The organism is Streptomyces sp. A18, from assembly GCF_059026065.1.
This window is the reverse complement of sequence record NZ_JBWLKL010000035.1, coordinates 40,587-66,195: the sequence shown is the minus strand read 5'-3', so window position 1 is coordinate 66,195 and position 25,609 is coordinate 40,587. Positions and strand designations below refer to the sequence as shown.

Below are 25,609 nucleotides of genomic sequence, written 5' to 3'. Positions count from 1 at the left end.
GAACACGCACCGGACGGGCCCTCGGCCCGGCAGGGTCAGGCAGCGCGGACCGCGCCCTCCGCATTCCCGTAGTACGCCTGCTTCATCAGCCTCTGCATGTCGTCGATCATCGGCATCCGCGGGTTGGCGGGCGCGCACTGGTCGGCGTACGCGTTCATCGCCTGCTGCGGCAGGGCCGCGATGAAAGCCGTCTCCTCTACACCCTCCTCCTGGAAGGAGTTCGGGATGCCGCACTTGGTGCGCAGCTCCTCCACCGCGCGGGCGTAGGACTCGACGCCCTCGGCCGGGGTCTCGGCCGGCAGCCCCAGCATCCTGGCGATCTCCTGGAACCGCTCCGGTGCCCGGTACACCTCGGCCTTCGGCCACGGCGTGGCCTTGTGCGAGACGGTGCCGTTGTGCCGGATGACGTGCGGCAGGAGCAGCGCGTTGGTGCGGCCGTGCGGGACGTGGAAGGTGTTGCCCAGCGTGTGCGCCATGGCGTGCACCAGGCCGAGGAAGGCGTTGGCGAAGGCCATGCCCGCCACCGTCGAGGCGTTGTGCATCTTCTCGCGGGCCTCGGGGTCCTTCGCGCCGTTGACCACACAGCTCTCGAGGTTCTCGAAGATCAGCTTGATGGCCTGCAGGCAGAGGCCGTCGGTGTAGTCGTTCGAGTAGGCCGAGACATACGCCTCGGTGGCGTGGGTCAGGGCGTCGAAGCCGGAGTCGGCGGTGACGGTGGCCGGCAGTCCCATCGGCAGCGTCGGGTCGACGATGGCGACGTTCGGGGTCAGCGCGTAGTCCGCGAGCGGGTACTTCTGGGCGGCCGCCGGGTCGGAGATGACCGCGAAGGGGGTGACCTCGGAGCCGGTGCCCGAGGTGGTCGGGATGGCGACCAGCTGCGCCTTCTCACCGAGGCCCGGGAACTTGAAGGCGCGCTTGCGGACGTCGAAGAACTTCTCCTTCGTGTCCTCGAAGGCGATCTCCGGGTGCTCGTACATCAGCCACATGATCTTCGCGGCATCCATCGCGGAGCCACCGCCGAGCGCGACGATCGTGTCGGGCTCGAAGTCCCGCATCATCGCGGCACCCGACTGCACGGTCGCCAGCTCCGGGTTGGGCTCGACGTTGTCGATGATCTGGAGCACGACCTTGGACTCGCGGCCCTGCAGGATGTCGACGGCCTTCTGGACGAAGCCGAGCTTGCCCATGGTCTTGTCGGTGACGATCGAGACGCGCTTGATGCCGTCCATCTCGCCGAGGTAGCGGATGGAGTTGCGCTCGAAGTAGATCTTCGGCGGGACCTTGAACCACTGCATGTTGGTGTTGCGCCGGCCGATCCGCTTGATGTTGACCAGGTTCACCGCGGTCACGTTGCCGGAGACCGAGTTGTGTCCGTACGAGCCGCAGCCGAGGGTGAGCGAGGGCATGAAGGCGTTGTAGACATCGCCGATGCCGCCGAACGTGGAGGGCGAGTTGGCGATGACGCGGATGGCCTTGACCCGCTTGCCGAACTCCTCGACGAGGTCCTCGTCCTCGGCGTGGATGGCGGCGCTGTGACCGAGACCGTGGAACTCGACCATCTGCGCGGCCAGTTCGACCCCGAGCTCGGTGGATCCTGCCTGCAGGGCGGCGAGCACCGGGGAGAGCTTCTCGCGGGTGAGCGGCTCGCGCTCGCCGACCTCGGCGCACTCGGCGAGCAGGATCGAGGTGCCGTCGGGAATGGAGAAGCCGGCCTGTTCGGCAATCCACTGCGGCGATTTGCCGACGACGCCCGGGTTCAGCTTGGCCGCCGCGCAGTTCTCGGCGTACGCGCTGGTACCGAAGATGAACTTCTCCAGCTGGGTCTTCTCGGCTGCGGAGACGACGTACGCGCCCAGGCGCCTGAACTCCTCGATGCCCTCGGCGTACACCTCCTCATCGAGGATGACGGCCTGCTCGGAGGCGCAGATCATGCCGTGGTCGAAGGCCTTGGAGAGCACGATGTCGTGGATGGCGCGCTTGAGCTTGGCGCTCTTGTGGACGTACGCGGGTACGTTGCCCGCGCCGACGCCCAGGGCCGGCTTGCCGCACGAGTAGGCGGCCTTGACCATGGCGTTGCCGCCGGTGGCGAGGATCGTGGAGACACCCTCGTGGTTCATCAGCAGGCCGGTGCCCTCCATGGAGGGTTCCTCGACCCACTGTACGCAGTTCTCCGGGGCACCGGCCTCGATCGCGGCGTCGCGCACGATACGGGCGGCCTCGGCGGAGCACTGCTGCGCACTCGGGTGGAAGGCGAAGATGATCGGGTTACGGGTCTTCAGGGCGATCAGCGCCTTGAAGATGGTGGTCGAAGTCGGGTTGGTCACCGGGGTCATGGCGCAGATGACGCCGACCGGTTCGGCGATCTCGGTGATGCCGTTCAGCTCGTCGCGTGCGATGACTCCGGCGGTCTTCAGGCCGCGCATCGAGTTGACGACGTGCTCGCAGGCGAAGAGGTTCTTGACGGCCTTGTCCTCGAAGAGACCGCGCCCCGTCTCCTCGACGGCGAGCTTGGCGAGTTCGCCGTGCCGGCTCAGGGCCGCAAGAGAAGCCTTCTTGACGATGTGGTCGACCTGTTCCTGGTCGTACGTCTCGAACAGGTCGAGTGCCTTGAGGGCTCCCTGGACCAGTCCGTCCACCATCTCATTGGCCTGCATGGCAGGTTCTCCTTCATTGCGACCACTTCGCTGATGCCTTAATTCGACACCTTTTCGCTCCGCCATGGGGGCCGAGAAAGCCCTCATTGAGAGGGTCGAAGGACCCGCAGGGGGAAATGGACAGCCCAAGATGACCAAGTTGACCTGCGTAAACACATCAGGGATAAAGCCCTACGGCCGCTTGTGACAACTTTCACAAGAAATGCGAAAACCCGGCCCGCCGGAAGGCGGGCCGGGTCTTTGAACGGTTGGAAAGAGGCGTCAGCCGATCTCCGCCCCGAAGACTTCGAGGGCCTCGGTCACCGGCTGGAAGAAGGTCTCGCCGCCGGGGCCCCACTATTACGGCTGCGGCCCGCTACTTGATGGCCCCGGCGGTCATGCCCGCGCGCCAGAACCGCTGCAGCGCGAGGAAGGCGATCACCAGCGGGACGACCGACACCAGCGAACCGATGACGACCAGCGACGGCGGCACCGCGACATGGCTGGCGTTCCAGCCGACCAGGCCGACCGTGACCGGCTGCAGTACGTCGTCACCTAGCACCATCGACGGCAGCAGGTAGTTGTTCCAGATCTCCACCAGCTGGAACAGGAAGATCGTCACGAGCGCCGGCGCCATCATGCGCAGGCCGATGGAGTGGAAGATGCGGAACTCACCGGCACCGTCCAGCCGCCCCGACTCCAGGACCTCGTCCGGCACCGTCTGCGCGGCGAACACCCGCGCCAGATACACCCCGAAAGGACTCACCACGCTGGGCAACAGCACCGCGAGCGGATTGTTGATCAGCCCGACCTCGGAGAACATCAGATAGAGCGGCAGCGTGAACAGCACCTTGGGCACCAGCACGGCCGCCAGGATGGTCCCGAACAGCAGGCCACGGCCCGGGAACTCGTACTTGGCGAGCGCGTAACCCGTGATCGCCGAGATCCCCGTGCCGATCAACGCGCCCACTCCGCAGTACAGCAGGCTGTTGAGCATCCAGCGCCAGAAGATGCCGCCGTCGTGGCCGGTGAGCCGACCGATGTTGTCGAACAGGTTGAAGCCGTCGAACCACAGACCGGTGCCGCTGAACTGCTCGCCGAACGGCTTGGTCGACGACACGAGCAACCACCACAGCGGAAACAGGAAGTAGACGGCCGACAGGCCGAGCAGCCCCATGGTGGCGACGCGGCTGAGGGGAGTGAATCCCTGCCGGGAATTGTTCTTCGCCCGGTCCCGCCGAGGGCGGACCGACACCCGCTTCTCCGTCATGGTGCTCATGCCTGTCCCTTGCGCTCGGTGAACTTGAAGAAGGCGAAGGACACCGCGCCCACCAGGACCGCGAGCAGCACCGCCTGCGCTGCCGCGTAATGGTGATCGCCCGCCGCGACGGCGCTCTGCGCCGACATGAGAGGGGTGAACATCGACGTGATGGACCCCCCGGACACCGGCTGCAGCACGCTCGGCTCGTTGTAGAGCTGGGCCGTCCCGATGATGGAGAACACCGTGGTCAGGACCAGAGCGCCACGCACTGCCGGGATCTTGATGTTCCACGCGATACGGAAGGCCGACGCACCGTCCATCCGGGCCGCCTCCAGGACCTCGCCGGGGATCGCCTGCAGGGCCGAGTAGATGATGATCGCGTTGTAGCCGGCCCAGCCCCAGGTCACGATGTTGGCCACGGACCAGAGGGCCACGTCCTCACCGAAGAAGGGGATGCTCACGCCGAAGGGCTCGAGGAGCTTGTTGATCGGGCTCGTCTGCGCCGAGTACATGAACGACCACACCAGCGCCGCGCTCACCCCGGGGATCGCGTAAGGCAGGAAGCTGGAGAACCGGAAGAAGCCCTTACCGCGCGCCGACTTGGCGTCGAACAGCAGCGCCAGGCCCAGGGCGATCCCCAGCATCACCGGCACCTGGACGACGCCGAACAGCGCCACCCGGCCGAGAGCAGACAAGAAGGCGTCGTCCTGCAGAGCCTGCGAGTAGTTGCTGAGCGGGTCGAACTCCGCGCTGGGCGCGGTGAGTCCGAGCCCGGAGCGGTGCAGGGCAAACAGACTGCTTCCGGCCGCGTAAGCGATGGGCGCCAGATACATGGCGGCGAACAGCACGATGAAAGGTGCGCAGAACAGCAGCGGCTTCATCCGGCCGGCGCGCGCCGGATCAGCGAGGTGGGTCACGGTCGGTCTTCCTTACTGCGCATGCACCGATCGGCGCTGCGCTTGGCCTCGGCGGCGGGGAACTCGGGCACGGCGCGGTTCAGTCGGAGACCGACAGGCCCTGTTTCGTCATCTCCTCGCGGGTCTTGTGCTGCGCGTCGCGCAGGGCGTCGGCGATGGTCCCCTTGCGCGACCAGGCCCTGCCCAGGCCGTCGTTGAGCTCCGCGGCCGTCCTGGTCATCAGCGGGCCCCAGGTCCAGTCGGGGTCCACGTGCTCGGAGGCCTCCTCGAACACCTCAAAGATGTCCTGGTTGCCGAAGTACGGGTCCCGTCCGAGCTCTGGTAGGTCGAGCAGGTCGGTGGCGGCGGGATAGAGCGCCGCCTTGTCGACCAGGCCACCGAACGCCTCGCGGTCGGTACTCATCCAGTGGGCGAATGTCCAGGCCGCCTCCGGGTCGTCACAGCCCTTGAGCACCGCGGTGGAGGATCCGCCGGCGCTGCCGGCCTCCTCTGCGCCTGCGGTCCACTGAGGCATCGGGGCCACTGCCCAGTCACCGGCCGCTTCCTTGGCGCCGCCCTTGATGGTGGCCGCCTGGTAGACCGCGCCCACCACCGTGGCGATGTCGCCGTTTCCGAGACCTGAGTACCAGGCCTGGTCGTACATGGGTGCGCTGCTGATCAGCCCGTCGTCGGTGAGGGACTGCCAGTAGTCCGCGACCTTCATGTTCTTCTCGGAGTCCAGGTGCGTCTGCCAGGAGTCGTTCTCCGTGCCGAACCAGCTGCCGCCCACCTGCCAGGAGAACCCGGCGTAGTCGTAGTCCAGGTACGGGGACGAGATGTGGCGGTCGGGGTCCGAGGCATGGATCTCCTCGGCCGCGGTCCGGTACTCCGCCCAGGTCGTGGGGACGTCCAGGTCGAGCGAGTCGAAGAGCTTCTTGTTGTAGAAGAGCGCCATCGGGCCGGTGTCGACGGGGGCTCCATAGACCTGACCGGCCAGACTCACCGATTTCCAGGCCGAGTCGAGGAAGTCGTCCTTGTACGGCGTCGCGTACTCGGCCACGTCCTCCAAGGCACCCTGGACGGCGAAGCTGGGGATCGTCTCGTAGCCGACCTGGGCCAGGCAGGGGGCGTTGCCGGCCTTGGTGGCATTCAGCATCTTCTCGTAGCCGCCCCGGCCGCCCGGCTGGACGGTCTGGTATTCGACCTTGATGTCGGGGTGGCTCTTGTTGAACGCCTTGACGGCGTCCTCATATCCCGGGGCCCAGCCCCAGAACGTCATTGTCCTCGTGCCGGAGGCCGTGTCTGGTCCGGAGCACCCGGAGATCGTGTGTGCCAGTGCGAGAATTCCCGCCAGTACGGCACATCGGGCAGTGGACCGCTGCACAGCTCCTCCTGGACGCCATGACAAGGCGGAGGGAGATGCCCTCGCCTGTGCTGGAATGTTGAAGTGCGGAGCTTCGGGACCGCGAGCTCGCTCGACGGGTGCGAAGCTCCGCACTGTCGGATGTGACGTGTGGGTGTCTGTCGGGGGGGCCGCCGGGGTCAGTCGGCCGCGGGCGCGCAGGGCGCCGACAGCTGGTGGGCACCGCGGTCGGGCGCGCAGCCGGCGCCGAGGGGGTTGCCGAAGTAGTCACGGCTGCCGGGCGACGCGATGGCTGCGCCGTTACCCAACGCGGGGGAACCCGTCTGGAGCTTGTACCCGTCGACGTCGGTTCGCGAGGTGGCCTTGCCCGGGTCGGTGAGCTTCGGGTCGGTCGTGATCTTGCCCGGATCAGCAGGCTCTCCAGCGGGGTGCGCGCCGTAGAAGACGTTCGACTCGAAGCCGAGCGTCCCTGCGTTGACGTAGCTCGCCTGGTCCGTGGCCACGTGGAAGATGTTGTTCTTGAATACGGCGCTGTCCGCGGTGGAGCCGTTCTCGTTGCTGATGACGTCGACCGGCTTCGAGAGGTAGAAGGTGTTGTTGTAGATCTGCGTGTTCGTCGTCTTGCCGCAGACCATGTCGAAGAGCTGGCCGCCGTCGTTCTGGCTGATGTTGTAGCGGACGACGCTGCCGTCGGTGGTGGAGCCCTCACCGTTGCAGAGCAGGATGAAACCGCCCTCGTTGTCGTGGCTGTAGTTGTACTGGTAGGTGGTGCGGATGTTGGCCTCGTCGAGGTCGAGACCCTGGCCGTCGCACTCGCTCTTGCCGCCGCTCACCTCGTTGAACTGGTACAGGGCGTCGTCGGTGTTCCAGCCCCAGATCCCAGCCGCACAGTGTTCGGGTTCGCGCTCGCGAAAGCCGTCGACCTTGTTGTACTCGACGCGGACGCCGTCGGTGTGGTGCGTGACGATCGCGTCGCCGCCGATGTCGGAGACGGTGTTGTTTTTGATCTGAACCTTTGTCTGCGGGTTCCAGGCGCCGCAGTTCTCACCGCAGTTTGGGTTGTTCAGTTCCTTGCGCTGCATCCAGCGGGTCCAGAAGTGGATGCCATAGCGGTCGACGGCGCGCACCGTGCTGTCCACGATGGCGACGTCGTGGAATTTGGTGGGCGTGGTGTGTCCGAGGACCTCGAAGAAGATGCCGGCGCTGGCGTCGCCATCCTTCTTCGCCTGGTTGCCGTTGACGTCGTGCACGTCCAGGTCGCGCAGCAGATAGTACTGGCCCATACCGGAGTCGGTGCGGGTGATGTGGACTCCGCGGCGGGTGGCGGCCGCGTCACCCTTGTTCGAGATGTCGAGGTTGTGGAACTCCCAGAACTCCTGGTCCGCGAGCTTGACGACATCGGTGACCTGGCCGGCGCCCACCAGCTTCGGCTTGGCGCCGGAGCCGTACGCGTCTACCTTGATCGGTTGGCCCGCCACGCCGGACCCCTTGGGGTAAAGCTGCTGACCGGTGCAGGTGGAACCACGCTTGAGCAAGATGGAGTCGCCCGGCTCGAACGTACGGGCGTTCACACTCGCGAGGTCGTTCCAGGGCGCCGCCTTGCTGCCGTCACCCCCGGCAGCGGCGGCGCAGTCCACGTGATAGGCCTGCGCCGTCACTTCAGGCTGGGCCTGAGCGGGCAGCGCGGCCCACGTCAAGGCGCCGACGAGCGGTAGGACTGGCACGAGCAGAGCTGGCCTTCTGATGCGCACAAGGGCTCCCTGTGTGGTCGTCATGTGTGTACGGATACGAGCAACTGAGGCACGTTCAGGCGCAACGCACCGAAGTGGACACTGAATCAACAGACGTCAGATGTCTGATGTGGACCTTAGGGATCGCAGCACGGAACCGTCAAGACCCCCCAGGAACCATCAGAATCAATCAACTGGATCCCGGTTCGGGCCACTTGGGCCGCATCCTTCACAGACGCGACCATGTGCCGCAGCAGGCCCGTCCGGCCGGGCGGAGGCAATCACGGAGTCACCGGCGGGCGGGCGCGGACTCCGCCGTCGGCGCGCCCTGCAACGTGGCGGGCAGTCGGCACACCCCGAACGCCCCGACCGCCACCGCGCTCGCGCCACCTCTGTATCGTGCGCTCGATCGTCACGCAGGGCTTGATTGAACTGATGTCAGGTCTCTGGCCGTTTCGCGATCCGAAAGCGCACGTAGCGGAACCAGACCTGCTGATCCAGGACGAGCCGTGCGGCGAAATGGAGGGCGTACAGGCGGAGTTCATCCGCTGAGGGACCACCGACCTGGCCGACTCTCGTCTCGCATCCGCCCACTCACCGCGCCCTGTACGAACCTCAGACAGGACGGCATCAGGGCTCTCCTGAGAGAACGGCGGTAGCTGGGCCGGCCTGTGAGGACACTGTTCAGCCGGCCAGCGCCGCACGGAAGCGTGAATCTCACGGCGGATACGACGATCAGGGGCGAGGCGTCAAGTAACGGACACCACCGTGGAGTTGGAGACCGTGGAATCGTTCGGCAGTGTCGAGGACGGACGGACTGCCTGCTCCTCGGCACCATCAACCTCGCAGCCCTCGTGACCTGGCTCCGCCTTGATCCGAGAAACAGCGCCTTGCCGGCATTGCGGCCCCTATGGAGGCCGCAAAAAGCCAGAACCGCGAGCGCGGTAAGAGTCTGGCGGGCATGAACACACTCAGGATTGCCGCCGTCTGCGGCCTCAGCGCACCGTCCCTCGCCATCGCCGTGCCGGTCTCCACAACCGCCGCTCCCTCGCACAGTAGCCCGGTTGCCGCACCAGACGACGAGGTACGCCGAGTCGTCTGCAGCGGAGGTTGTGGCCTTCTCGCTCTCGGTAGCCTTCTCAACGACCGCCGGGACGGCGGAGCAGTTCTACAGCCGTGGGTGCCCCGACATGAGCGCCCACGGCTGCTGCCGCGCGCCTACCCGGCCCGAGACCGGGCGCCCCCCACCGGGGGTCAGAGGCTGAACGTGGTCACCACCGCCAGGTGGTCCGAGGGCCAGTTGGCGCCGCCGCCCCAGGTCCGGGAGTTGGTGGCGTCCAGGGAGCCGCCGCGGTAGAGGACATAGTCGATACGGTCCTGCGGCTCGGGGCGGCCCTCGTTCTCCTTGACCACCGGGGACCAGGTGTTACCGGGCGCGCCCACCTCGTCGGGATGAATCTCGCGGTACGAGTCCGAGTAGCCAGCGTCGCCGAACACCTGGGTGGCGGGCCACTTGACGACTGAATTGCAGTGTGCGTCCTTGGTGTCGGCCGTCCAGTCCAGATGAGAGGGAGAGTTGAAGTCTCCCGCAACAATGGCGGGGCTGGAGCCGGACCAGCCGAGGACTTCCTGGGCCTCCTTCTTGCGGTTGGCCTCGTCGGCGTAGATGGTTTCGTAGCTGTCGTTGTCGAAGCAGGCGTTATACGGGCCATACTTGGTGTAGTCAAGGTGGGCTGAGTAGATCCACACCCCCTTGACCTTCACGGCGACGGTGCCGCCGCCGCCGTCGGTCCAGTCCTGGCCCTCGAACGGCAGCCGACTGATGATGTCGACGTCGGTTCCGGTATCGGTGGCGTACCAGCCAAGCTCGGCAGCGATCTTCTTGGTGGAATCCCCCGAGTACTCCTGCAGCGCCACGACATCCGCACCTGCGGCGGTGATCTCGTGAGCAATCTTGTTGACGCCGTCGTTCACTTGGGTACCTCCGTGCCAGGTGTTGAAGGTCATCACAGTCAGTGAGTCTGCGGCCAAGGCGGAGGGAGCCGGGCCGGCGAACGCGAGCAGGGCGGAGGCCATGGCGAGCCCGGCGGAGCGACGGACCCGCGCAGTGATCTTGCTTTGTGTCATGCCCATGGTGCTATCACGGAACGGGTGAGGTTGGCAGTAGCTCGGTGAACTGCGGCCGACGCGATGTTGTGGCAGGGCGGTGTCGTGGAGCATCGCATCAGGGACACAAAAATAGCCCCAGATTAAAGCCGAAACTGGGCGCGATGGGCACTTGAGCGCCTCCGTAGCTGCTGCTGCTACCAGCGCAAGCGGGCCGAGGGCAAAGGACAAAAGCAAGCCCACCTCGCGCGCTCGCCCGCCGCCGCGACAGCGTTCTGTCCCGATTGCCCACATACTCCGCCGCTGACACGCGCCGGCCAACCACCCCATCAAGATGATCTCCGGCTACGAAGATCTTGCCGGAGGCACGTTCACTTGTACGCCGACACACGGTTCTCTATCTCGGTGAAGATGTGGAGCCAGTGCTTTCTCACCCTCGCCGCCATCGCCGGCCCACAGACCGAGGATGTCCCTGCGTCCCTCGGTGGTGACGGCCAGGACACATAGACCGGTCGGTTGGCGACGGCGCCGTCACGGATTTTCACGTGGATGGCATCGCTGAAGGGCATTGGGTAAACCGCCCAGGGTCGAGGGGATATTTTCGCCACTCGGCCATCCCCTCTGGTCCGTGCTCCCGAGAGCGTCAAGACAGCGCAGGCATGAGCTGTAGCGACAGCTGCACGCCAGAATCACAACTGCGTTTCCGGGCGGAACGCGGTAGGCCCATGACGCTCACTCCCCTGGGGAAGAAGGTGCTCAAGGCCATTCGAAAGATGCAGGACAACACGATGCCCTGAGACGCGGCATGATCATTCCGGGTCGGCAATGCGTCGAAACACCCCGTCGAACTCGCCGGATGCCACCAGCCCGGCAATCACGCGCACCATGCTGCCGATGCCGGGATTCCGCACGATCAGCCCGTCCGTGCAGAAGAAGCACTGCCCGGAGACCGCCTCTCCGCTCGCCTCCCAGCTCCGCATGAGCCGATCCACCTCGGCGAGAGTGAAGATCGTGGAACTCCAGCGCGACCCGTCGGCAAGATGAACCTCGGCATCGACGTTGCAGACCTCTTCGATCGCCTCGTCCGGTTCCACGAGGAAGAGCACCTGGAAGCCGGCGGCCCGAACCCGGTAGTAGGGAGCCTCCCAGTCGGCATCAGAAGCCCGACCCTCAGACGCCGGGCCCGCCTGTTGCGGCATCGACGCCGTCACTGAAGCTCCTCACCCGGCGGCATGAAGGCGTCGGCGCTGTCGGCGTCCTCCACATGCCCCTGAGCATCGACTGTGATGGCAGTCGCCCGGCCCTGCGAAGTGATCAACCAGGCCAGCACCTGCTCCGTAAGAGGTGATCCACCCGGCCCTTCATCCGTCCAGTGTGCCCGCCATCCCCCACCGGGTATCGCGGCAACCACCTGATCGGCCCGCTCCAAGTGGGAGAAGTCCACGTAGTCCGTGACCTGGCGCAGTGCCCCTCGCTGCGGGTCGACCACCAAGGCTGTCCCGGTTGCGGGATCCCATCCCTCCACGCGCACCATGCGACCGATCTCGGTCTCAGTGCCATTGAAGATGGCGGTCCATCCGGTCTGATTGAAGTATCGGAGTTGCATGGCGTCATGGTCCCGGAGGTCCGGCGACCTGCTCGACCTCCGTGTCGTGGAAGCCGTGGTTATCAAGAAACCGGCAGGCCGGTGATACGGATGTCAAAGACCCGACGGACTGTGGAAGCGGACCCAGACATTCCTGTAGGGCTCACGGAGCTTGTGGCCGACCGGCGGGCAGCCGGGCCAGCGTTGCTGCCACAGATCCGTCAGAAGCACCCGCACATCTCCAGTCAGTGGAGCCGCGACTGGCTCCCCAAGCAGGGGAGGCCGCCGAGTAGGCGGGAGAGAGCGCGGTCAGTGGATTGCTGCTTTTCTGTGCTGGCACACATTCACTCGTTGGTGGACTCCGTTGCCAGCGGGATACCGCACCGCCAGCAGTCGTTCGCGTGGTCGTCCTGGCAGACGTAGCCGATGGCACCATCCACGCACCATTCGGCGGCCTCCTCGGACAGCAGGTCGGGCCCGGCAAGGAGCAGCCGACGAAATTCCGTGGTGTCCGCAATGTCGGCCGGCCGGTTGGTGAACCACTCGTCGAACCAAGGCTTGTCCCGGTGTATGCGCCAGTGCGCATTCTCCCGGTCGTCGGCAGCCGTAAGGAACCGATCGACGATGCGCCCCCAACTCGGTGCTCCGAACCAGCCGTTGTCGGACGCACAGAAGGATTCGATCAGGGTTCGCAGGCCGAACTCCTTCTCGCGAAGGCAGTACCTTCGCCCCCATGAGATCGCGACCTGTGCCATCTCCGCGAGTTCTTCTCGCGGATCAACCTCGTGCGCCGGGTCGTCAGGGTTGTGGGAGGCCAGCCCGAGCTCGAGTACGGACTGCCCTGTCGGTAGAACCCGGGACGGGTTGACGATCGCGAGACCGAGACCGATCCAGTCGACATGGTCGAACGACAGCATCGAGCGCACGAGTCGGGTGGTTGCCGTGTTGATCCGCATCATTGTGCCGTCGTGGAGCGGACTCTTCCCGGCATGCCAGTTCTCGACGGGTGTGTTGCGCCACACGGCGAGCGTGATGCGGGTGGCAGCGAGCCACAGCAGGGCGTCGTCGTCGAGGTGCCCGAACCGCTTGGCACACTCCTGGGCGCCGTAGGTGATCAACTCTTCCGGTTTCGGCCACCTGTGGCTGTCGGGCCCTTCAGGCCCTTCAGGCGCGTACTCATAGTCGTCGGCGTACTCGTCGAGGATCGCGCTCAACTCGGTTGCGCTGTAAGCCTCGCTGCACTCGGAGCTGTCCGGCTCCTCGACGGTGTACATGTCGTGGTCCCAGGAGACGTACACGTCGCCCCAGAGCACGACGTCGTCGCACTCGCTGGCGTTGTCCGTCACAACCGGCCTGATGGTGATCGGGGCAGTACGCCCGTCGGTTCGCTCGCCGTCCTTCTCGGCGGCCCATGCGGTGATGATCTCGAGTGGCTTCGGAAGGAGAGGGCCGACCTCGGTGATGCTGAAGGGTTCGTCGTCATCATCGGTGTCGAACCGGCTGTTGACGAACGCGACCGCCTCGGAGGGCGTGCTGACGATGGACTGGGTACCGCTCTCGTTGTCAACCACTCGCCACAACGGACTGTTCTTCACGGTGCTCTCCGATCGCGGTGAGTGCACCCGGGGTGGGTGCGATGCGCCGGTTCGCTCGGCACTGACACCAACTTATGGGCTGATCAACCCATCCGTAGTCCCGAAGGTGCTTGGCGGCGATGACGTTCGGTACGTTCGCGTGCAACCTGCTTTTCGCGACCGCGGCGACACAGCAGAGTCCAACAGCGGAGGAGGCGAAGATGGCGCTGAACAAGAAGGGTTCCCGGCGCATAACCGTTGACGGGATCGAGTACCGCTGGCGGATCCGCAGGAAGCCCTCCTACATCCAGGGACTCTGCTGGACACCGATGACCTATGCAGTTGAAGCGGCCAGCGGCGGCCAGCCGGGCGCGACCTTGATCGTCACCAGCGGCCAGGCCCATCCCAGCAACTGGGTGGGTGCCGAGGCAGTACCCATCCGCCCAGCCCACGTTGCTGCCAGCATCCGAGAAGCACGGGACCGAGGCTGGGAACCAACCAAGGCCGGATCTCCTTTCCAGCTCGACCGATCCGCAGGGTTCATCGCCCAGTCATGAGACAAAGCGAACAAAAGCAGTCCATATCGGTCGAACTGCCGCAGAGGCTCCAGGCCTGGTTCGCCGAGCATGAGGAACGCCTGCAGTCCTGCGGAATCACGGGTGCGGTCCAACAGTCGCCCGAGGACGGCCGAACCAAGAACAGCACCTGGATGACGCTCGAAAACGATGACTTCGTCGCCGTGCTCATCGTCTGGAGCAGCGGGGAAGCCGAGCTTGAGTACGGGGACATGGCAACAGGCCAGGTCCGACAACAGCACCGGGATCTCTGCACCTTCCAGGACCTCCTCGACGCCATCGAGACCACCCACGAATGGATCCGCATAAAGGGCGAGCCGTCCGTGGAAGGGTGACCTCCGGCGAGTTTGAGAAAGCCTGGGCCGAGTTCCTTGACAGATTGCAACCCGACCCCATCGACCTCTCGGTGTTCCGAGGGCTTCTTGGCATCATCGCGACATGACTCCGACCCTTCCCCGCACCATCCGAGCCGTCGACACCGCTCAGCTGCTGGACCTGGCCCAGGAGGCCGCCATGCATGGCTTCAGCCAGCGGCTCCCGGTCGACTGGCTACGAGAGCACCTCGCGGCAGAAGCGACGCATTACCTGTTCCCGACACTCGTGCAGCGGCTCACGCACCGTCCCGCGGTGCCGCTGCAGTGGAGGTGCCAGCAACTGCTGACTCTCAGCACCGGCGAGCAGATCTGGGGTCTCCTCGACGTCCTTCCCGACACCTTCGACAAGAATTCGGAGACCTTGGATACGGCGTCCAAGAAGGACATCGTCAACCGCATCGAGCAAGCAGTGAAGGTGCGGGAGTGGATGGAACGGACGGCCGCCGATGCAGGTTCATGAGGTCCGGCGCAGCCGGCTGGGCAGTCTGAGGAAATGACATCGATCTGAGACAGCCGCTTGCCGACACGTCGTGAGACTGGAGGGGAACGTCCAGGTCATAGCGTCGGTGCCTGACACCGAAAGTGAGAACCTACAGTGAGTCTGCGGGCCATGAGGTCGATCATTGCGAGGTGGATCATGGCTTCGGAGCGGTGTGGGTGTGTCTCGTAGTCGCGGGCGAGGCGTCGGTGGTGCATGAGCCAGCCGATGCTCCGTTCGATCGTCCAGCGTCTGGGGATGATCTTGAATCCCTTGAGGCCTGGCGGGCGTTGGACGGGGTGGACGTCGATGCCGAGGCGGGCGCCGTGGTCGATGGCGGTGGTGCGGTAGCCGGCGTCCACCCAGGCTTTCCTGACGCTGGGGTGGGTACTGCGTAAAGGAGGACCCGGTGTGGGCCGGAAGCACGACCTTCACCGCGGGCGACACCCACACCGCCACCGCCACGCAGAAGATCAAGTGGAACAAAGGCACCGACCACTCGGTCATCAACCGTCGATGGACCTTCCGCGGGAAGCTCGACGGGGTGAACACCGCCAGCACGCCGACCATCGAGAAGAGCCCCCTCGACATCCGCTGTGACGTACAGGTGAGGACCACGCCAGGCTGCGTGTTCAGCTGGTACAAGCCCAGCTACGTCATGAACTCGAAGAAGTTCCCGGCGGCTGCGGCCCACGCCTGGCTAATCCAGAACAGGCTTCCGGGCAACTACGGTCTGCGGGGAACCGGCGATCCAGTTACCTTCCCCTCGGAGGATGTTCTGGTGCCGGATCCGCCGAACTCGAGCAAGTCGATCGTGGGCTACAACCGTGACAAGATCTGCCCGACGTCGTGGGAGCGCAGCCCGCTGGCGACCATGTCACCTGAACTGGGCGCCAACGATGTGCCGTCGTGCGATGAGTTTCCGTTCGCCGCGAGCTGGCAGAGTGCCGCCACCCCCAAGTCCTGGGGAGGCAAGAACGCCAACGCCCCTGCCCCTGGAGTCAGTTCAGGTGGGGAGTGCCTGAATACCATCGCGCAGAAGGGCTCGGACGGAAAGTGGCGGCTCGTGCCGGTCTCTCGCTACCACGTGCCGACGTGGAATGAACCGTGCGGCCGGTCCAGCATGTCCAACCACCAGAACACGCAGTCGATGAGCCTGTTCCCGACCTTCCGGAGGAACAACCGGGTCCTGGAAGGCGACGGCTACTGGCTGGACGCGCAGAAGCCGTAATCCGGCAGCCGCGCGGCAGCGGGCCTGACGGCCCAGAAGACTGCCGCTTGCGTCTGGGCACCGAGCGACGGCGGCCTCCAAGACCACTACCAGGTCTTGGAGGCCGCCGTCGTCGCATGCTTGGCGAAAGCCTGTCAGTCCCAGACCACCCGGCCGTCCCGGACGCATGCGTGCTCTCCGCGCGTGAGCACGCTGCCCCCCTCAGGGTGTTCCAGCGCGTTGGCCACAGCCCCCAGCAATTCCCCAAGTGACGAGGCATAGGATTTGGCGTAGTCAGTCTCTCGGTAGGCCAGGATCGGGGTGCTCCCATCGGTCTGTCCGGCGTCCAGGAGCAGCCCGTAGTGGGCATCCGTCTCAGCCATCACAGGGACCCACGACTGCTTCCACCAGTCCTCGTCGTCGATTTCTCCGGCGATACGAAGGAAATTTTGGTGATGGTCGATGATGCTCCGGCAGTCGAGGAACACCTCTCCCCCGGGGAAGACCTTGGAGTCCAGGTGAGGGATGAGCTGGAATCCTCCCGGAATGGGGGTTCTCGAGTCCTTTGCGGTACTTCCGTTGTTCAGGCGCAACAAGCTCTCTAGAGCACGAGGTATGCGGTAGCCGAGAGCGTTGTTCAAGTGTTGGATGTCAGCATCTGTGGCCGGAGGGTTGAGTGCTCCTGCGCTGGCAGGGGCGTTACTCTCCAGCCAGCGGACGATCCTGGTCCACGATGAGGTGACATCGTCTGTGTAAGACATGAAGCTCCGACTCAAACGGCCAGGACGGTTGCAACGACGCCCCAGTGTTCAATCTTGAGGTTGGGGGAAAACCCTGCGCTGACCACTCCATCGTCGCATGGGCGTGAACGGTAGGCGGAGTCACTGCGGCACTCCAAATGGCCATGGCCTGCGGCAGCCGCGCAGGGTGAGCCGTTCCAGATTGGCGGGCTGCAGCAGCCCGGCCAGAGAGTCAGAGTGCACCTTCTCGATGGCCCGGCGGACAGCATGCGTCGATGCGGCCGACCGCACCCTCTGCGCGCCACGGGCCGGGAAGCCGAGGCGAGGCGAGCCAGGGCGCGGCGGCGTGCCCGCCGCAGCCAGTGCGGACCGCCGCGCACGAACGCGCTCCGGCCGCTACCACAGGGCCCCGCTCCGACGGGGCGGACGCTCTGGCAGCCTGCTACTTGGCCTTCTCGTACGCCTCGCGAATAGAGGCAGGCACCCGACCGCGGTCGCCGCGATGCCTCCTCCCGGATGCAGACCAGAAAGTGCCCGGTCTGCGGGCTCACCTGGCTGGCGGGACTGGAGCGCCGCTTTGACGCTCGCTTCTGCTCGGGACGCTGCAAACAGGCCGCACCGCCGCCAGCACCCGGCGCCCGCCCGAGGCGGCGCCCAGCGCCCGCGACTCCCCGAGCAGCACCGGGAACGGCCGCACGGTGTTGTACCGGTCGGCCAGCAGCGCGCGCACCGCCGCTTCGGCCGTGTCGTCGCAGGACGGGACCAGCTCCTCCACCGTCGCCGCGGCAGCGTTGACCTCCTCTTGGGAGGCGACCGTCTCCACCGCCCGCCACAGCGCGGCCACGTCCAGGTCGGCGCCGTGCTTCTCGACCAACCCCAACTGCTCAGCAGGCACCCGGTAGACCGCCGCCACCACCCGTGATGCCTTCTCCAGCCGCGGCATCGTCGCCAGCCGGTCCTTGTCCGTGGCCCACTTCGCCGAACTGATCAGCTTCAGCTGCATCAGGATCGCGAACAGATCCAGCGCGTCGTCGATCGCCGCCGCCTCCAGCGACCGGACCACCGCGGTGACCATCGCCGTGCGCTTCGGCTCCGGGGTCCGGGCCAGGTTCGGCGCCTTCGAGCCCAGACTCGACCTTCACCTTGCCCAGGCAGAAGGCGGCGATGTCATCCACGCGCTCCAGCGCGCCTTTCATCGCGTTACCGGTGGTCCACGTCCGCGACCGGCGCATCCGCTCCAGCTCGGACAGCCGCTTGCCCTCCGGCACGTTCAACAGCGCGATCACATCGGCAGGCAGCGACGGGTCCGCCCGGCGGGCCGCGCTCGCCACCGTCGCATACAACCGCTGCTCAGCGGCCCCACGCACCTCCGCGACCTGCCGCGCCAGCACGCTCACCCCAGGCAGCAGCACCCGGTGCCGACGCAGCCAGTGCACCGACTGGTTGAACAGCGCCACCGGCCCCTCGGCGTTCATCCACGCCCGGCCGTGCAGGAACGTACGGAACTTCCGGCCCCACACCGGGTCCTCGTACTGGTGGTAGCCGTACGCGTCGCGGATCTCCCACGCGTGCTCGTACGCCGTCTTCAACCGCTCGGTGTACTGCTTGACACAGGAGACGTCCTCGATGCCCAGCTCCTGCGCCAGGTGCTCGATGACGACCACGGCACCGCGAGCGGGTCCTCCAGGAACCGCCCGACATAGCGGACCGTGCACATCTGAAGCGCGAACCCCAGCCGGTTCTGATCTCCACGCCGCTTACCGATCAACGCACAGTCGACGTCGTCGAGATAGAAGAACCGCTCCAGCTGTGACTGAGCGGTGTAGTTGGCACCGATCGCCAAGTAGCGCGCTCAGTGCCCCGCGAGAGCGCTCCGACTCTCGCGGGACCGGTGTGCTGTGGTGCTTGTTCAACTGTCTCCGGCTGGCGTCAGTTGAAGTTGACGCCCTGCGGGACGCCGGAGCGGCCCACGTCCTCCCTTCCGTGACCGGGACTCCGGGACTGCTCCGCTGAAAGGTGCCGGTCGTACGACGCGGCTCCGGTGCGGCGACACGACGGGCATCGCGGGCCGGATGGGGCGCCGCCTCCGGTCGAAGGCGATCCCTGGCGACGCCGAGCGGCCCCTCCAGAGCCCTGGCCTACCGCCGACGGGGCCGGTTGGCACAACGCCCGAGCGCCCACACCCGTGACCGGATGGGGCGCCCCGGCGTGCATCCCGGCTCGGCGGCTGCTACTTCAGGCCTAGGAGCTGTTCCAGCGGGTCGATCGCGAAGTAGACGAGGAAGAGTCCTGAGGTACCCCACAGCAGCCAGTGCACCTCGCGGGCCTTGCCGAGGCAGGCCTTGATGACGACGTGCGAGACGAAACCGGCGCCGATGCCGTTGGTGATGGAGTACGTGAACGGCATCACGGCGATGGTGAGGAACGCGGGGACGGCGAGCTCGTAGCGCTCCCAGTCGATGTGCTTGACCTGCGTCATCATCAGGAACCCGACCGCGACCAGGGCCGGCGACGCGGCCTGCAGGGGCACGATCGTCAGGACCGGGGTGAGAAAGAGCGCGGCGGCGAACAGACCACCCGTGATCACGCTGGCGAAACCGGTGCGCGCGCCTTCGCCGACACCCGCGGCGGACTCGACGTACGTGGTCGCCGACGAGGACGAGGCGGCGCCACCGGCGACGGCCGCGACGCCGTCGACGAGCAGGACGCGGCCAAGGTTCGGAACCTGGCCGCGCTCGTCGAGGAGTCCGGCCTCGGCTGTGACGCCGACGACGGTGCCCATCGTGTCGAAGAAGTCGGACAGGATCAGCGTGAAGATCAACAGGACCACGGTCAGCACGCTGACCTGACCGAACGAGCCGAAGATGTCGAACTCACCGAGCAGCCCGAAGTCCGGGGCCGCGACCGCGTTGTCCGGCAGCGACGGAGAGATCAGACCCCAGGACTTGATGTCGGCGACCGAATTGACGACCAGGGCGAGGATGGTCATCACTGCGATGCTGATGAGGATGGCGCCGGTGACCTTGCGGGCCAGGAGGACCACGGTCAGGAGCACGCCGAGGCAGAAGACCAGCATCGGCCAGCCGGCGAGGGTGCCGGTGCCGATCTGGACGGGGACGGTGCTGTTCGCGGCGTCCGGGACGCGCGTGACGAAGCCGGCGTCGACGAAGCCGATGAACGCGATGAACAAGCCGATGCCGACGCTGATGGCCTGCTTGAGCGCCTGCGGGATGGCATGCATGACGGCCTGCCGCAGACCGGTCATCACCAGGATGCAGATCAGCAGGCCTTCGAGGACGACCAGGCCCATCGCGTCGTCCCAGCTCATCAGCGGGGCGATCTGGAAGGCGACGACGGCGTTGAGACCGAGGCCTGCGGCGAGGGCGAGGGGGAGGTTGCCACCGAAGCCCATGATGATCGTCATCATCGCGGCCACCAGGGTGGTGGCAGTGGCCAATTGGGTGGCGTCGAGTTGCTCACCGAACTTGTCCTCGGCGCTGCCGAGGATGATCGGGTTCAACACCAGGATGTAGGCCATGGTGAAGAACGTGGCGACCCCGCCGCGTATTTCGCGGACGTACGTAGAGCCGCGTTCACTTATCTGGAAGAACCGGTCGAGGGGGCCACCGGATCTGGCGGGCGGCGCGGCCGGCCCCGTGCTGGTCTGCATGACTGCGTCTCCTGGACCTAACAGAGAGGGGGATTTTCGGGGTTGTCAGATGCCGCCGCAGGCGCCTGTGAAGGAATAGTGCGAACGTACATGCGGCACCTCGGGGGTGGATCATACGCGGCGTGACGGAATTCTCAATTCCGGTGACAAATGGCGGACTTGAGGCAGTCCCCACTTGGTGATCAATATGTGTGTTCCTACAAAATCGTTGCGGATCTACACCACCAAAAGCGGACGCAGGCGACAGCGGACATGCTGTCGCCGTCCGTAAGTGCCTACTCTCTGTCCGTGCATCCACCGATCCCCTTCAACGCGCGTGCCGCCCGGACCTTGCGCGAGAAACTCGGGATGGCCCCCGGGCACGTCGCGTACGGCATGAACGCTTCGTACGGCATGACCCACATCACCCCTGACCACATCAGCGCGTGGGAACGCGGCGTCGCCGCGCCGAACGCGAGCGAACTCACCGCACTGGCCGGCGCCTTGTGGTGCGCGCCCGGTGAGCTGATGGGCCGGCCGCGGACCCTGCACGAGCACCGGCTCGCCCGCGGGGTCGCCGCGAACGACGTCGCCGACGCGACCGGCTTGCCCTACGAGACCTACCAGCAGATGGAGGCCACCAGCCGCTGGAGCGGAGACGCCCAGCAGTCCGCCAAGCTCGGCAGCTTCCTCGGCCTGTCCCCTGGCGACCTGATCGCCGTCACGGGCCTGGAGGGCGAACTCGCGCGCCTGCTCACCGAAGCGGTCTCTACCCGCTGGCAGGCCCACATCAAGGACATCGCCAAACTCGCCTCCCTGGACCACCGCAACCTGAAGAACCCGCTGCGCACCATGCACGACGAGTACCAGACTTTGCTGGCCGCAACGCTCAGCCGGGCCGGTTCCAACTCGGCCGTCGGCGACGGCGGACAGCGGTACGTCGACAACATCGTCGACCGCTTCTGGGAGGCGTTGGAGCGGTAGGCGGCACGCCGGCCACCCGTGACGCGAAGACCCGGATGCCGTCCGAGGGAGGAAGGACGACGCCCGGGTGTCCGTGGGGCAAGCGCGCGTACACGCTTTCGGGGAGCAGCCCGAGGCGAAAGACGCCGGGCGCGAATGAACGCCCCGTGTCCAACAAGCACGTTCAGTGGCCAACTAGAGCGTCTGACCTGCGGTCAGACCGCGACCCTCCCGACCGCCATTCAGCAGGCCGCAATGAGCCAGGCGATGCGCACGATCTTGTCGGCGAACGGTTCTGGATCGCACGGGGCAGACTTCGTACGCGCTGTCGGGTGCCACGGCCCTATCCCGGTGCCGGGCGGCCGCCGAGCTGACGCGGCCCGGCGGCTCGCTGGCTCAGTCCTCGGCGACGCGGATGATCGTCTTGCCGGGAGTCCGCTTGTCCGGCGTGAAGGCGGCGACCGCCTCGTCGAGCGGCCGCACGTCACCAATGATCGGCTTGAGGCGTCCGTCCCGTACCCGTTGGGCAAGGTCGCTCAGATGGACGCGGTCGGGTTCGACGACGAAGAAGACAGCGCGTCCGTCGCGCGGATGGACCCTGACGGGCTCGGCGATGGTGACCAGGGTGCCGCCGGGGCGAACCAGAGCGGCGGAACGCTCGAGGATTTCGCCGCCGATCACGTCGAACACCACGTCGACGTCGCCAATGTCCTCCAGCTTCTCGGCTTGGAGGTCGACGAAGGCGTGGGCGCCCAGCCCGAGTGCAGTGTCGCGGTCGTCGGCGCGCCCGGTGCCGATCACCCGCGCGCCGGCCGCGCGGGCCAGCTGCACGGCGATCGAGCCGACGCCGCCCGCGGCACCGTGGATGAGGACGCTCTGCCCGGTTTGGAGGTGGGCGTGGTCGAACAGGGCCTGCCAGGCGGTGAGTCCCGAGATCGGCAGTGCGGCGGCCGTGACGTGGTCGACATCGGCGGGGAGCGGGGCGAGGTTGCGCGCCTCGACTGCGGTGTATTGGGCCAGAGTGCCGTTGCGGGCCCAGTCGGTCAGGCCGTATACGCGCTGCCCGATGGTCAGGCCGGTGGTGCCGTAGCCGAGTTCCGTGACGACGCCGGACAGTTCGTGGCCGGGCACGCTCGGGGTCCGGTCGCGTCCCGCCCGGTCGGTCCATGTGCCGGGCCAGTCCAGCTCGCCCGGCGTGAAACCGGCGGCGTGGACCATCACGATGACGTCATTCTCCGCGGCGTGCGGATGGGGCAGCTCGGCGAGGGCGAGGCCGTTGGCGCCGGCCTCGCGGTCCTGGACGATGATGGCTTGCATCAGAGGTTCCTCCGAGTCCGGAAGGTGGGCGCTGCCGTGCGCCACGATGGTCACCTCCGACCCTAAGATCCAAGCAGCCCAAATATGTGGGCCATTCTTTCACCCTTGGAGTGGGCCATTCACCCGGAGTAGTCCGTGAACCGGCACCGGTGCAGAAGTGACTGGCCAACAGGACCGCTGAGGCACTCGCCCGCTGGGCGCTCGCGACGACCTCCGGTGCGATCTCCACCAGGCCGCTGGAGATGCTGAGGTAGGGCACTTGGTGGTGCTGCGCATAGCGCAGCCCGTGCAGATGGTCGTCCCACAGCGCGGCGACCACTGCCAAGTAGCGGTGACCGGCTGGAAGGCCGACATCGCCGCTTGCCAGATCAATGGTCACAGCCGTTGCGGCGCCGAGCTCGTCAGCCACCCGCTGTGCACGGTCGATGTCGCGCCCCGCGATCGTCAGCGGCAGTGCCGGGTGCCATCGGCGCAGGAGGGCGGCGGCCCCCGCACCCGCCTGGCCCGAGCCGCCCAGGATCAGTACTGATTCCGGTTGCCCCACAGTGGTTTCCCAACGCGTCCAAGCAGGCAAGGCAGGAACAGTTGCTCGACACCGCTGTGGCACTCGTGCGCACGCAGGGGGCCGACGGCCTGACTCTGGTCACCCTCGCAGAGGCGGCCGGGGTGAGCAGGCCGATCACATATGACCACTTCGGCACACGCCCCGGTCTGCTGCTCGCGCTCTACCAGCGACTCGACGAACGTCACCGGGCCGCGATATCACAGACATTGCAGGATGCTGCACCCACCGCTGACGAGGTGGCCCACGCCCTCAGCACCGCATACTTCACCTGCGCCACCAACATGCCTGAACTCAGCGCCGTCTCCGCCGCGTTGAGGGGTAACCCGGATATGGAAGCGATCCAGCACGAACTGATCGACAGCTACACGGACCTGATGGCTGCCGCGCTGCAGCCGCACTCCCGCCTCACCCCCGGAGCCCTACGGCTGCGCTGCGTCGGCATGTTGGGTGCGGCCGAGGCGATTGCTGCCGAGCTGAACCGGCAACGGGCGACCGCCGACGACTCGGTCACCGCACTGACCGGCCTGATCGTGGCCACCCTCGACCCAAGGCCGACGGCTAGTGTCAGCCCCCGAAATGAGAAATGTAGGTAGCCAAGTGGTCTCAGTGGGAGGTCCTCATGGACGTGCATGGAGCGTACGAATCCCTCATCCGCGACGGCTTCACCAGCCGCCTCATCACCTCCTGACCTGGCCGAGCCAGGCAGGCTGTGCGTGATCCGCCAGCCGAACTTCCTGCCCCGGCTGACCACACCAGCCAGGCTGATCGCGGCGGACGTTCGCCCGCCGCGGCTACCGGCACCGAGCCCGCCTCAACGACCCCGATGACCGGGCCCGGCAAGTGGCTCACGACCCGGGCGGCCTGCTCACGCTCGAAGTTGCCTGCGGTCGCAGGGTGGTGGCCGTGCGGACGGGAGCAAGGCCGCACGTCCGGCCCGCCGTTGCGGCGGAAGCCGCCTGGCGCGCCGCAGGCGCACCCTTGAGCAAGGTCGGGCGTCCTGCCAGCCGACGGGCCTATTACTGGGCAGGCTCAGGCAGGCTCCGACCCTCTTGGACCCTTCGCAGTCGCTCCCGCGCCACCTGCCGGTGGGTATCCACACTGCTCTTGCTCGTTATCACCATCGCCATCGCCATCAGCACTCGGGCCATGGCCCTGCCGTTCTCGGTCATCAGGTCCAGCGAGCCCTTCACTGCGACAACCGGGCGCCGGTATTGATCCACCAGGTCGATGAGATCTCCCCGTTCGCGCGGCTGACGGGCCAGCCGGTCGGCCAGGCGGCGGCCGAGCTCAGCGATGAACTGGGCAAGAAGAGGGCGGAAATGTGCTCTGGCAGTCGGATTCGCTGCGTGCGCGGTGCGTGGCATCGACGGCGCGTTGTCCGGGGCCGGATGCCTTCCTGCTCGGGACGGCCGGCGCGCTCCGCTCGCGCCTCTGGATGCCCCTGCCCTCCCCCGGCCCACCGGTAGGGCCGGACACGCAGTGGCACACGGGGGGCGTAAACCCCTGTCGGTCAAAGGGAGTTCACGCGGACGTCTCGTTTATTGAAGCACCAACTGTGGGAATGAAAGCGCTTGTTGAGACGGAAGTGCCATCCCCCGCAGGAGGCCCCATGCGCACTCGCCTGACCGCTCTCGCCGTAAGCACAGCTTCCTTCACACTGGCACTAGGAGTAGTCACCGCCCCCGCCTCCGCCGTGCCCGCCGACAAGGCGCAGGTACTCAGCCAGTGGACCCAGACCGACGCGGGCAGCTACAACACTTGGGCGTCGGCCAACGCAAACCGGCAGGCCTGGAGCACGTATCGGTTCAACTGGTCCACCGACTACTGCTCCAGCTCGCCCGACAACCCCCTGGGCTTCCCCTTCAAAACGGCCTGCGCCCGGCACGACTTCGGGTACCGCAACTACAAGGAAGCCGGCACCTACAACACCAACAAAGCCCGCATCGACAGCGCCTTCTACGAAGACCTGAAAAGAGTGTGCGCGAGGTACAGCGGCGCGACGAGGACCACGTGCAACGGGACGGCCTGGACTTACTACCAGGCCGTCGACAAGCTCGGCTTCTCCCGTGTGGTGGGCGACGGGACCGCCCCCTGACCCATCGCCCATCTGGACGACGAACAGAGAGCCTTCCCCGCACCATTCGCCGCCGCGGCTTGGCTCTTGGCGCCGTGAGGCGTCTACGAATGACCGGGGTGGGCCCGCGCTAGAACGGTGGCTCAAGCTCAGCCCTCTCTCCTCGTCACCCCGCCATGGCGTCCTGCGTTGGGATCATCATCGATGCTGGCAGAGAACTCAGCAGCGAACATCTCTGTGCCCAGCGCCGCGAGGGCCTTGGCTGTGATGCGTTCGACATCGCCGCGCTCGGCCTCCGGAAGCGCGGCGCCGGAAGACTCCCGGGCTCGGGTAGCTGTGCCCAGAAAGCGGGCGGCCTGCATGGGTTGACCCGCGAGGACGTATGCCCCGGCGAGGCCCTCGTGGGCGAGAGCCACAGCGCGGGGGTCGCCGCTGTCACGGGCGACGGAGAGGCCCTGGTGGTGCAGGGACAGGACAGGGCCGCGGATGCGTCACCGCGTTGTTCGGCGAGGAAGC

23 protein-coding genes and 3 pseudogenes are annotated in these 25,609 nt (G+C 66.5%); 9 read left to right on the top strand and 17 right to left on the bottom strand.

Annotated features, from left to right (window positions below; all coding sequences use genetic code 11):
- Positions 1–35: 35 nt before the first annotated feature.
- The 5 genes from adhE to AC5P1C_RS34825 form a co-directional block, all read right to left on the bottom strand.
- On the bottom strand, positions 36–2,720 hold the full coding sequence (gene adhE / locus AC5P1C_RS34845; protein WP_493869985.1) for a bifunctional acetaldehyde-CoA/alcohol dehydrogenase: 2,685 nt from the start codon (positions 2,718–2,720) through the stop codon (positions 36–38).
- Positions 2,721–3,009: 289 nt separating this feature from the next.
- Positions 3,010–3,912, bottom strand: a complete 903-nt coding sequence (locus tag AC5P1C_RS34840; protein ID WP_493869984.1) for a carbohydrate ABC transporter permease — start codon at positions 3,910–3,912, stop codon at positions 3,010–3,012.
- Positions 3,909–4,811: a carbohydrate ABC transporter permease gene (locus tag AC5P1C_RS34835; RefSeq protein WP_493869983.1), complete on the bottom strand. Its 903-nt coding sequence runs from the start codon at positions 4,809–4,811 to the stop codon at positions 3,909–3,911. The genes AC5P1C_RS34840 and AC5P1C_RS34835 overlap by 4 nt, the downstream gene beginning before the upstream one ends.
- A 79-nt stretch (positions 4,812–4,890) precedes the next feature.
- Positions 4,891–6,069, bottom strand: a complete 1,179-nt coding sequence (locus tag AC5P1C_RS34830; protein WP_493869982.1) for an ABC transporter substrate-binding protein — start codon at positions 6,067–6,069, stop codon at positions 4,891–4,893.
- A 263-nt stretch (positions 6,070–6,332) separates the two neighbouring features.
- On the bottom strand, positions 6,333–7,877 hold the full coding sequence (locus AC5P1C_RS34825; RefSeq protein ID WP_493869981.1) for a right-handed parallel beta-helix repeat-containing protein: 1,545 nt from the start codon (positions 7,875–7,877) through the stop codon (positions 6,333–6,335).
- 405 nt (positions 7,878–8,282) lie between these two features.
- On the opposite strand from AC5P1C_RS34825, the gene AC5P1C_RS34820 reads away from it, so the two are divergent.
- Entirely contained in the window at positions 8,283–8,435 is a 153-nt protein-coding gene (locus AC5P1C_RS34820; RefSeq protein ID WP_493869980.1) for a hypothetical protein, read from the top strand.
- Positions 8,436–9,137: 702 nt separating this feature from the next.
- On the opposite strand, the gene AC5P1C_RS34815 is transcribed toward AC5P1C_RS34820, so the two are convergent.
- The 5 genes and pseudogenes from AC5P1C_RS34815 to AC5P1C_RS34795 form a co-directional block, all read right to left on the bottom strand.
- Positions 9,138–10,010 (bottom strand): endonuclease/exonuclease/phosphatase family protein, encoded by an 873-nt coding sequence (locus AC5P1C_RS34815; protein WP_493869979.1) that lies wholly within the window; start codon positions 10,008–10,010, stop codon positions 9,138–9,140.
- 368 nt (positions 10,011–10,378) lie between these two features.
- Positions 10,379–10,611 (bottom strand): annotated as a pseudogene (locus AC5P1C_RS34810) (transposase); the annotation flags it as partial.
- A 187-nt stretch (positions 10,612–10,798) separates the two neighbouring features.
- Positions 10,799–11,200 carry a hypothetical protein gene (locus AC5P1C_RS34805; RefSeq protein WP_493869978.1) on the bottom strand — a complete coding sequence of 134 codons (402 nt, stop codon included), beginning with the start codon at positions 11,198–11,200 and terminating at the stop codon, positions 10,799–10,801.
- Entirely contained in the window at positions 11,197–11,595 is a 399-nt protein-coding gene (locus tag AC5P1C_RS34800) for a hypothetical protein (protein ID WP_493869977.1), read from the bottom strand. Before AC5P1C_RS34800 ends, AC5P1C_RS34805 begins: the two co-directional genes overlap by 4 nt.
- 323 nt (positions 11,596–11,918) lie before the next feature.
- Positions 11,919–13,145 carry a hypothetical protein gene (locus tag AC5P1C_RS34795; protein WP_493869976.1) on the bottom strand — a complete coding sequence of 409 codons (1,227 nt, stop codon included), beginning with the start codon at positions 13,143–13,145 and terminating at the stop codon, positions 11,919–11,921.
- Between the two features lie 143 nt (positions 13,146–13,288).
- On the opposite strand from AC5P1C_RS34795, the gene AC5P1C_RS34790 reads away from it, so the two are divergent.
- The 3 genes from AC5P1C_RS34790 to AC5P1C_RS34780 all read left to right on the top strand — a co-directional run bounded on the left by AC5P1C_RS34790 (position 13,289) and on the right by AC5P1C_RS34780 (position 14,557).
- Entirely contained in the window at positions 13,289–13,705 is a 417-nt protein-coding gene (locus AC5P1C_RS34790) for a hypothetical protein (protein WP_493869975.1), read from the top strand.
- Positions 13,702–14,058 (top strand): immunity protein TriTu family protein, encoded by a 357-nt coding sequence (locus tag AC5P1C_RS34785; RefSeq protein WP_493869974.1) that lies wholly within the window; start codon positions 13,702–13,704, stop codon positions 14,056–14,058. The genes AC5P1C_RS34790 and AC5P1C_RS34785 overlap by 4 nt, the downstream gene beginning before the upstream one ends.
- Positions 14,059–14,161: 103 nt before the next feature.
- Positions 14,162–14,557, top strand: coding sequence for a hypothetical protein (locus tag AC5P1C_RS34780; protein ID WP_493869973.1), 396 nt, complete (start codon positions 14,162–14,164; stop codon positions 14,555–14,557).
- Positions 14,558–14,652: 95 nt separating this feature from the next.
- Here AC5P1C_RS34780 and AC5P1C_RS34775 read toward each other — a convergent pair.
- A pseudogene (locus AC5P1C_RS34775) lies at positions 14,653–14,961 on the bottom strand (transposase); the annotation flags it as partial.
- Between the two features lie 23 nt (positions 14,962–14,984).
- Between AC5P1C_RS34775 and AC5P1C_RS34770 the strand changes: the two are divergent.
- Positions 14,985–15,806 carry a hypothetical protein gene (locus AC5P1C_RS34770; protein ID WP_493869972.1) on the top strand — a complete coding sequence of 274 codons (822 nt, stop codon included), beginning with the start codon at positions 14,985–14,987 and terminating at the stop codon, positions 15,804–15,806.
- Positions 15,807–15,940: 134 nt separating this feature from the next.
- Here the strand turns inward: AC5P1C_RS34770 and AC5P1C_RS34765 are convergent, their stop codons facing one another.
- From AC5P1C_RS34765 to AC5P1C_RS34755, 3 genes and pseudogenes are all read right to left on the bottom strand, one after another.
- Positions 15,941–16,546, bottom strand: a complete 606-nt coding sequence (locus AC5P1C_RS34765; RefSeq protein ID WP_493869971.1) for an SMI1/KNR4 family protein — start codon at positions 16,544–16,546, stop codon at positions 15,941–15,943.
- A gap of 550 nt (positions 16,547–17,096) precedes the next feature.
- Positions 17,097–18,368 (bottom strand): annotated as a pseudogene (locus tag AC5P1C_RS34760) (DUF4158 domain-containing protein); the annotation flags it as partial.
- A 387-nt stretch (positions 18,369–18,755) separates the two neighbouring features.
- Positions 18,756–20,195, bottom strand: coding sequence for an NCS2 family permease (locus AC5P1C_RS34755; protein WP_493869970.1), 1,440 nt, complete (start codon positions 20,193–20,195; stop codon positions 18,756–18,758).
- Between the two features lie 288 nt (positions 20,196–20,483).
- Here AC5P1C_RS34755 and AC5P1C_RS34750 point away from each other — a divergent pair, with 288 nt between their 5' ends.
- A complete protein-coding gene (locus tag AC5P1C_RS34750) occupies positions 20,484–21,158 on the top strand; it encodes a helix-turn-helix domain-containing protein (RefSeq protein WP_493869969.1) in 675 nt (224 codons plus the stop codon).
- Between the two features lie 375 nt (positions 21,159–21,533).
- Here AC5P1C_RS34750 and AC5P1C_RS34745 read toward each other — a convergent pair whose 3' ends face one another.
- Positions 21,534–22,454, bottom strand: a complete 921-nt coding sequence (locus tag AC5P1C_RS34745; RefSeq protein WP_493869968.1) for an NADP-dependent oxidoreductase — start codon at positions 22,452–22,454, stop codon at positions 21,534–21,536.
- Positions 22,455–22,716: 262 nt separating this feature from the next.
- On the opposite strand from AC5P1C_RS34745, the gene AC5P1C_RS34740 reads away from it, so the two are divergent.
- Positions 22,717–22,983, top strand: coding sequence for a hypothetical protein (locus AC5P1C_RS34740; protein WP_493869967.1), 267 nt, complete (start codon positions 22,717–22,719; stop codon positions 22,981–22,983).
- 56 nt (positions 22,984–23,039) lie between these two features.
- Positions 23,040–23,612 (top strand): TetR/AcrR family transcriptional regulator, encoded by a 573-nt coding sequence (locus AC5P1C_RS34735; protein ID WP_493869966.1) that lies wholly within the window; start codon positions 23,040–23,042, stop codon positions 23,610–23,612.
- A gap of 423 nt (positions 23,613–24,035) precedes the next feature.
- Here the strand turns inward: AC5P1C_RS34735 and AC5P1C_RS34730 are convergent, their stop codons facing one another.
- Positions 24,036–24,383 carry a recombinase family protein gene (locus AC5P1C_RS34730; RefSeq protein ID WP_493869965.1) on the bottom strand — a complete coding sequence of 116 codons (348 nt, stop codon included), beginning with the start codon at positions 24,381–24,383 and terminating at the stop codon, positions 24,036–24,038.
- Between the two features lie 245 nt (positions 24,384–24,628).
- On the opposite strand from AC5P1C_RS34730, the gene AC5P1C_RS34725 reads away from it, so the two are divergent.
- Entirely contained in the window at positions 24,629–25,114 is a 486-nt protein-coding gene (locus tag AC5P1C_RS34725; RefSeq protein ID WP_493869964.1) for a phospholipase, read from the top strand.
- A gap of 128 nt (positions 25,115–25,242) precedes the next feature.
- Here the strand turns inward: AC5P1C_RS34725 and AC5P1C_RS34720 are convergent, their stop codons facing one another.
- Entirely contained in the window at positions 25,243–25,455 is a 213-nt protein-coding gene (locus AC5P1C_RS34720; protein ID WP_493869963.1) for a hypothetical protein, read from the bottom strand.
- Between the last annotated feature and the right edge of the window lie 154 nt (positions 25,456–25,609).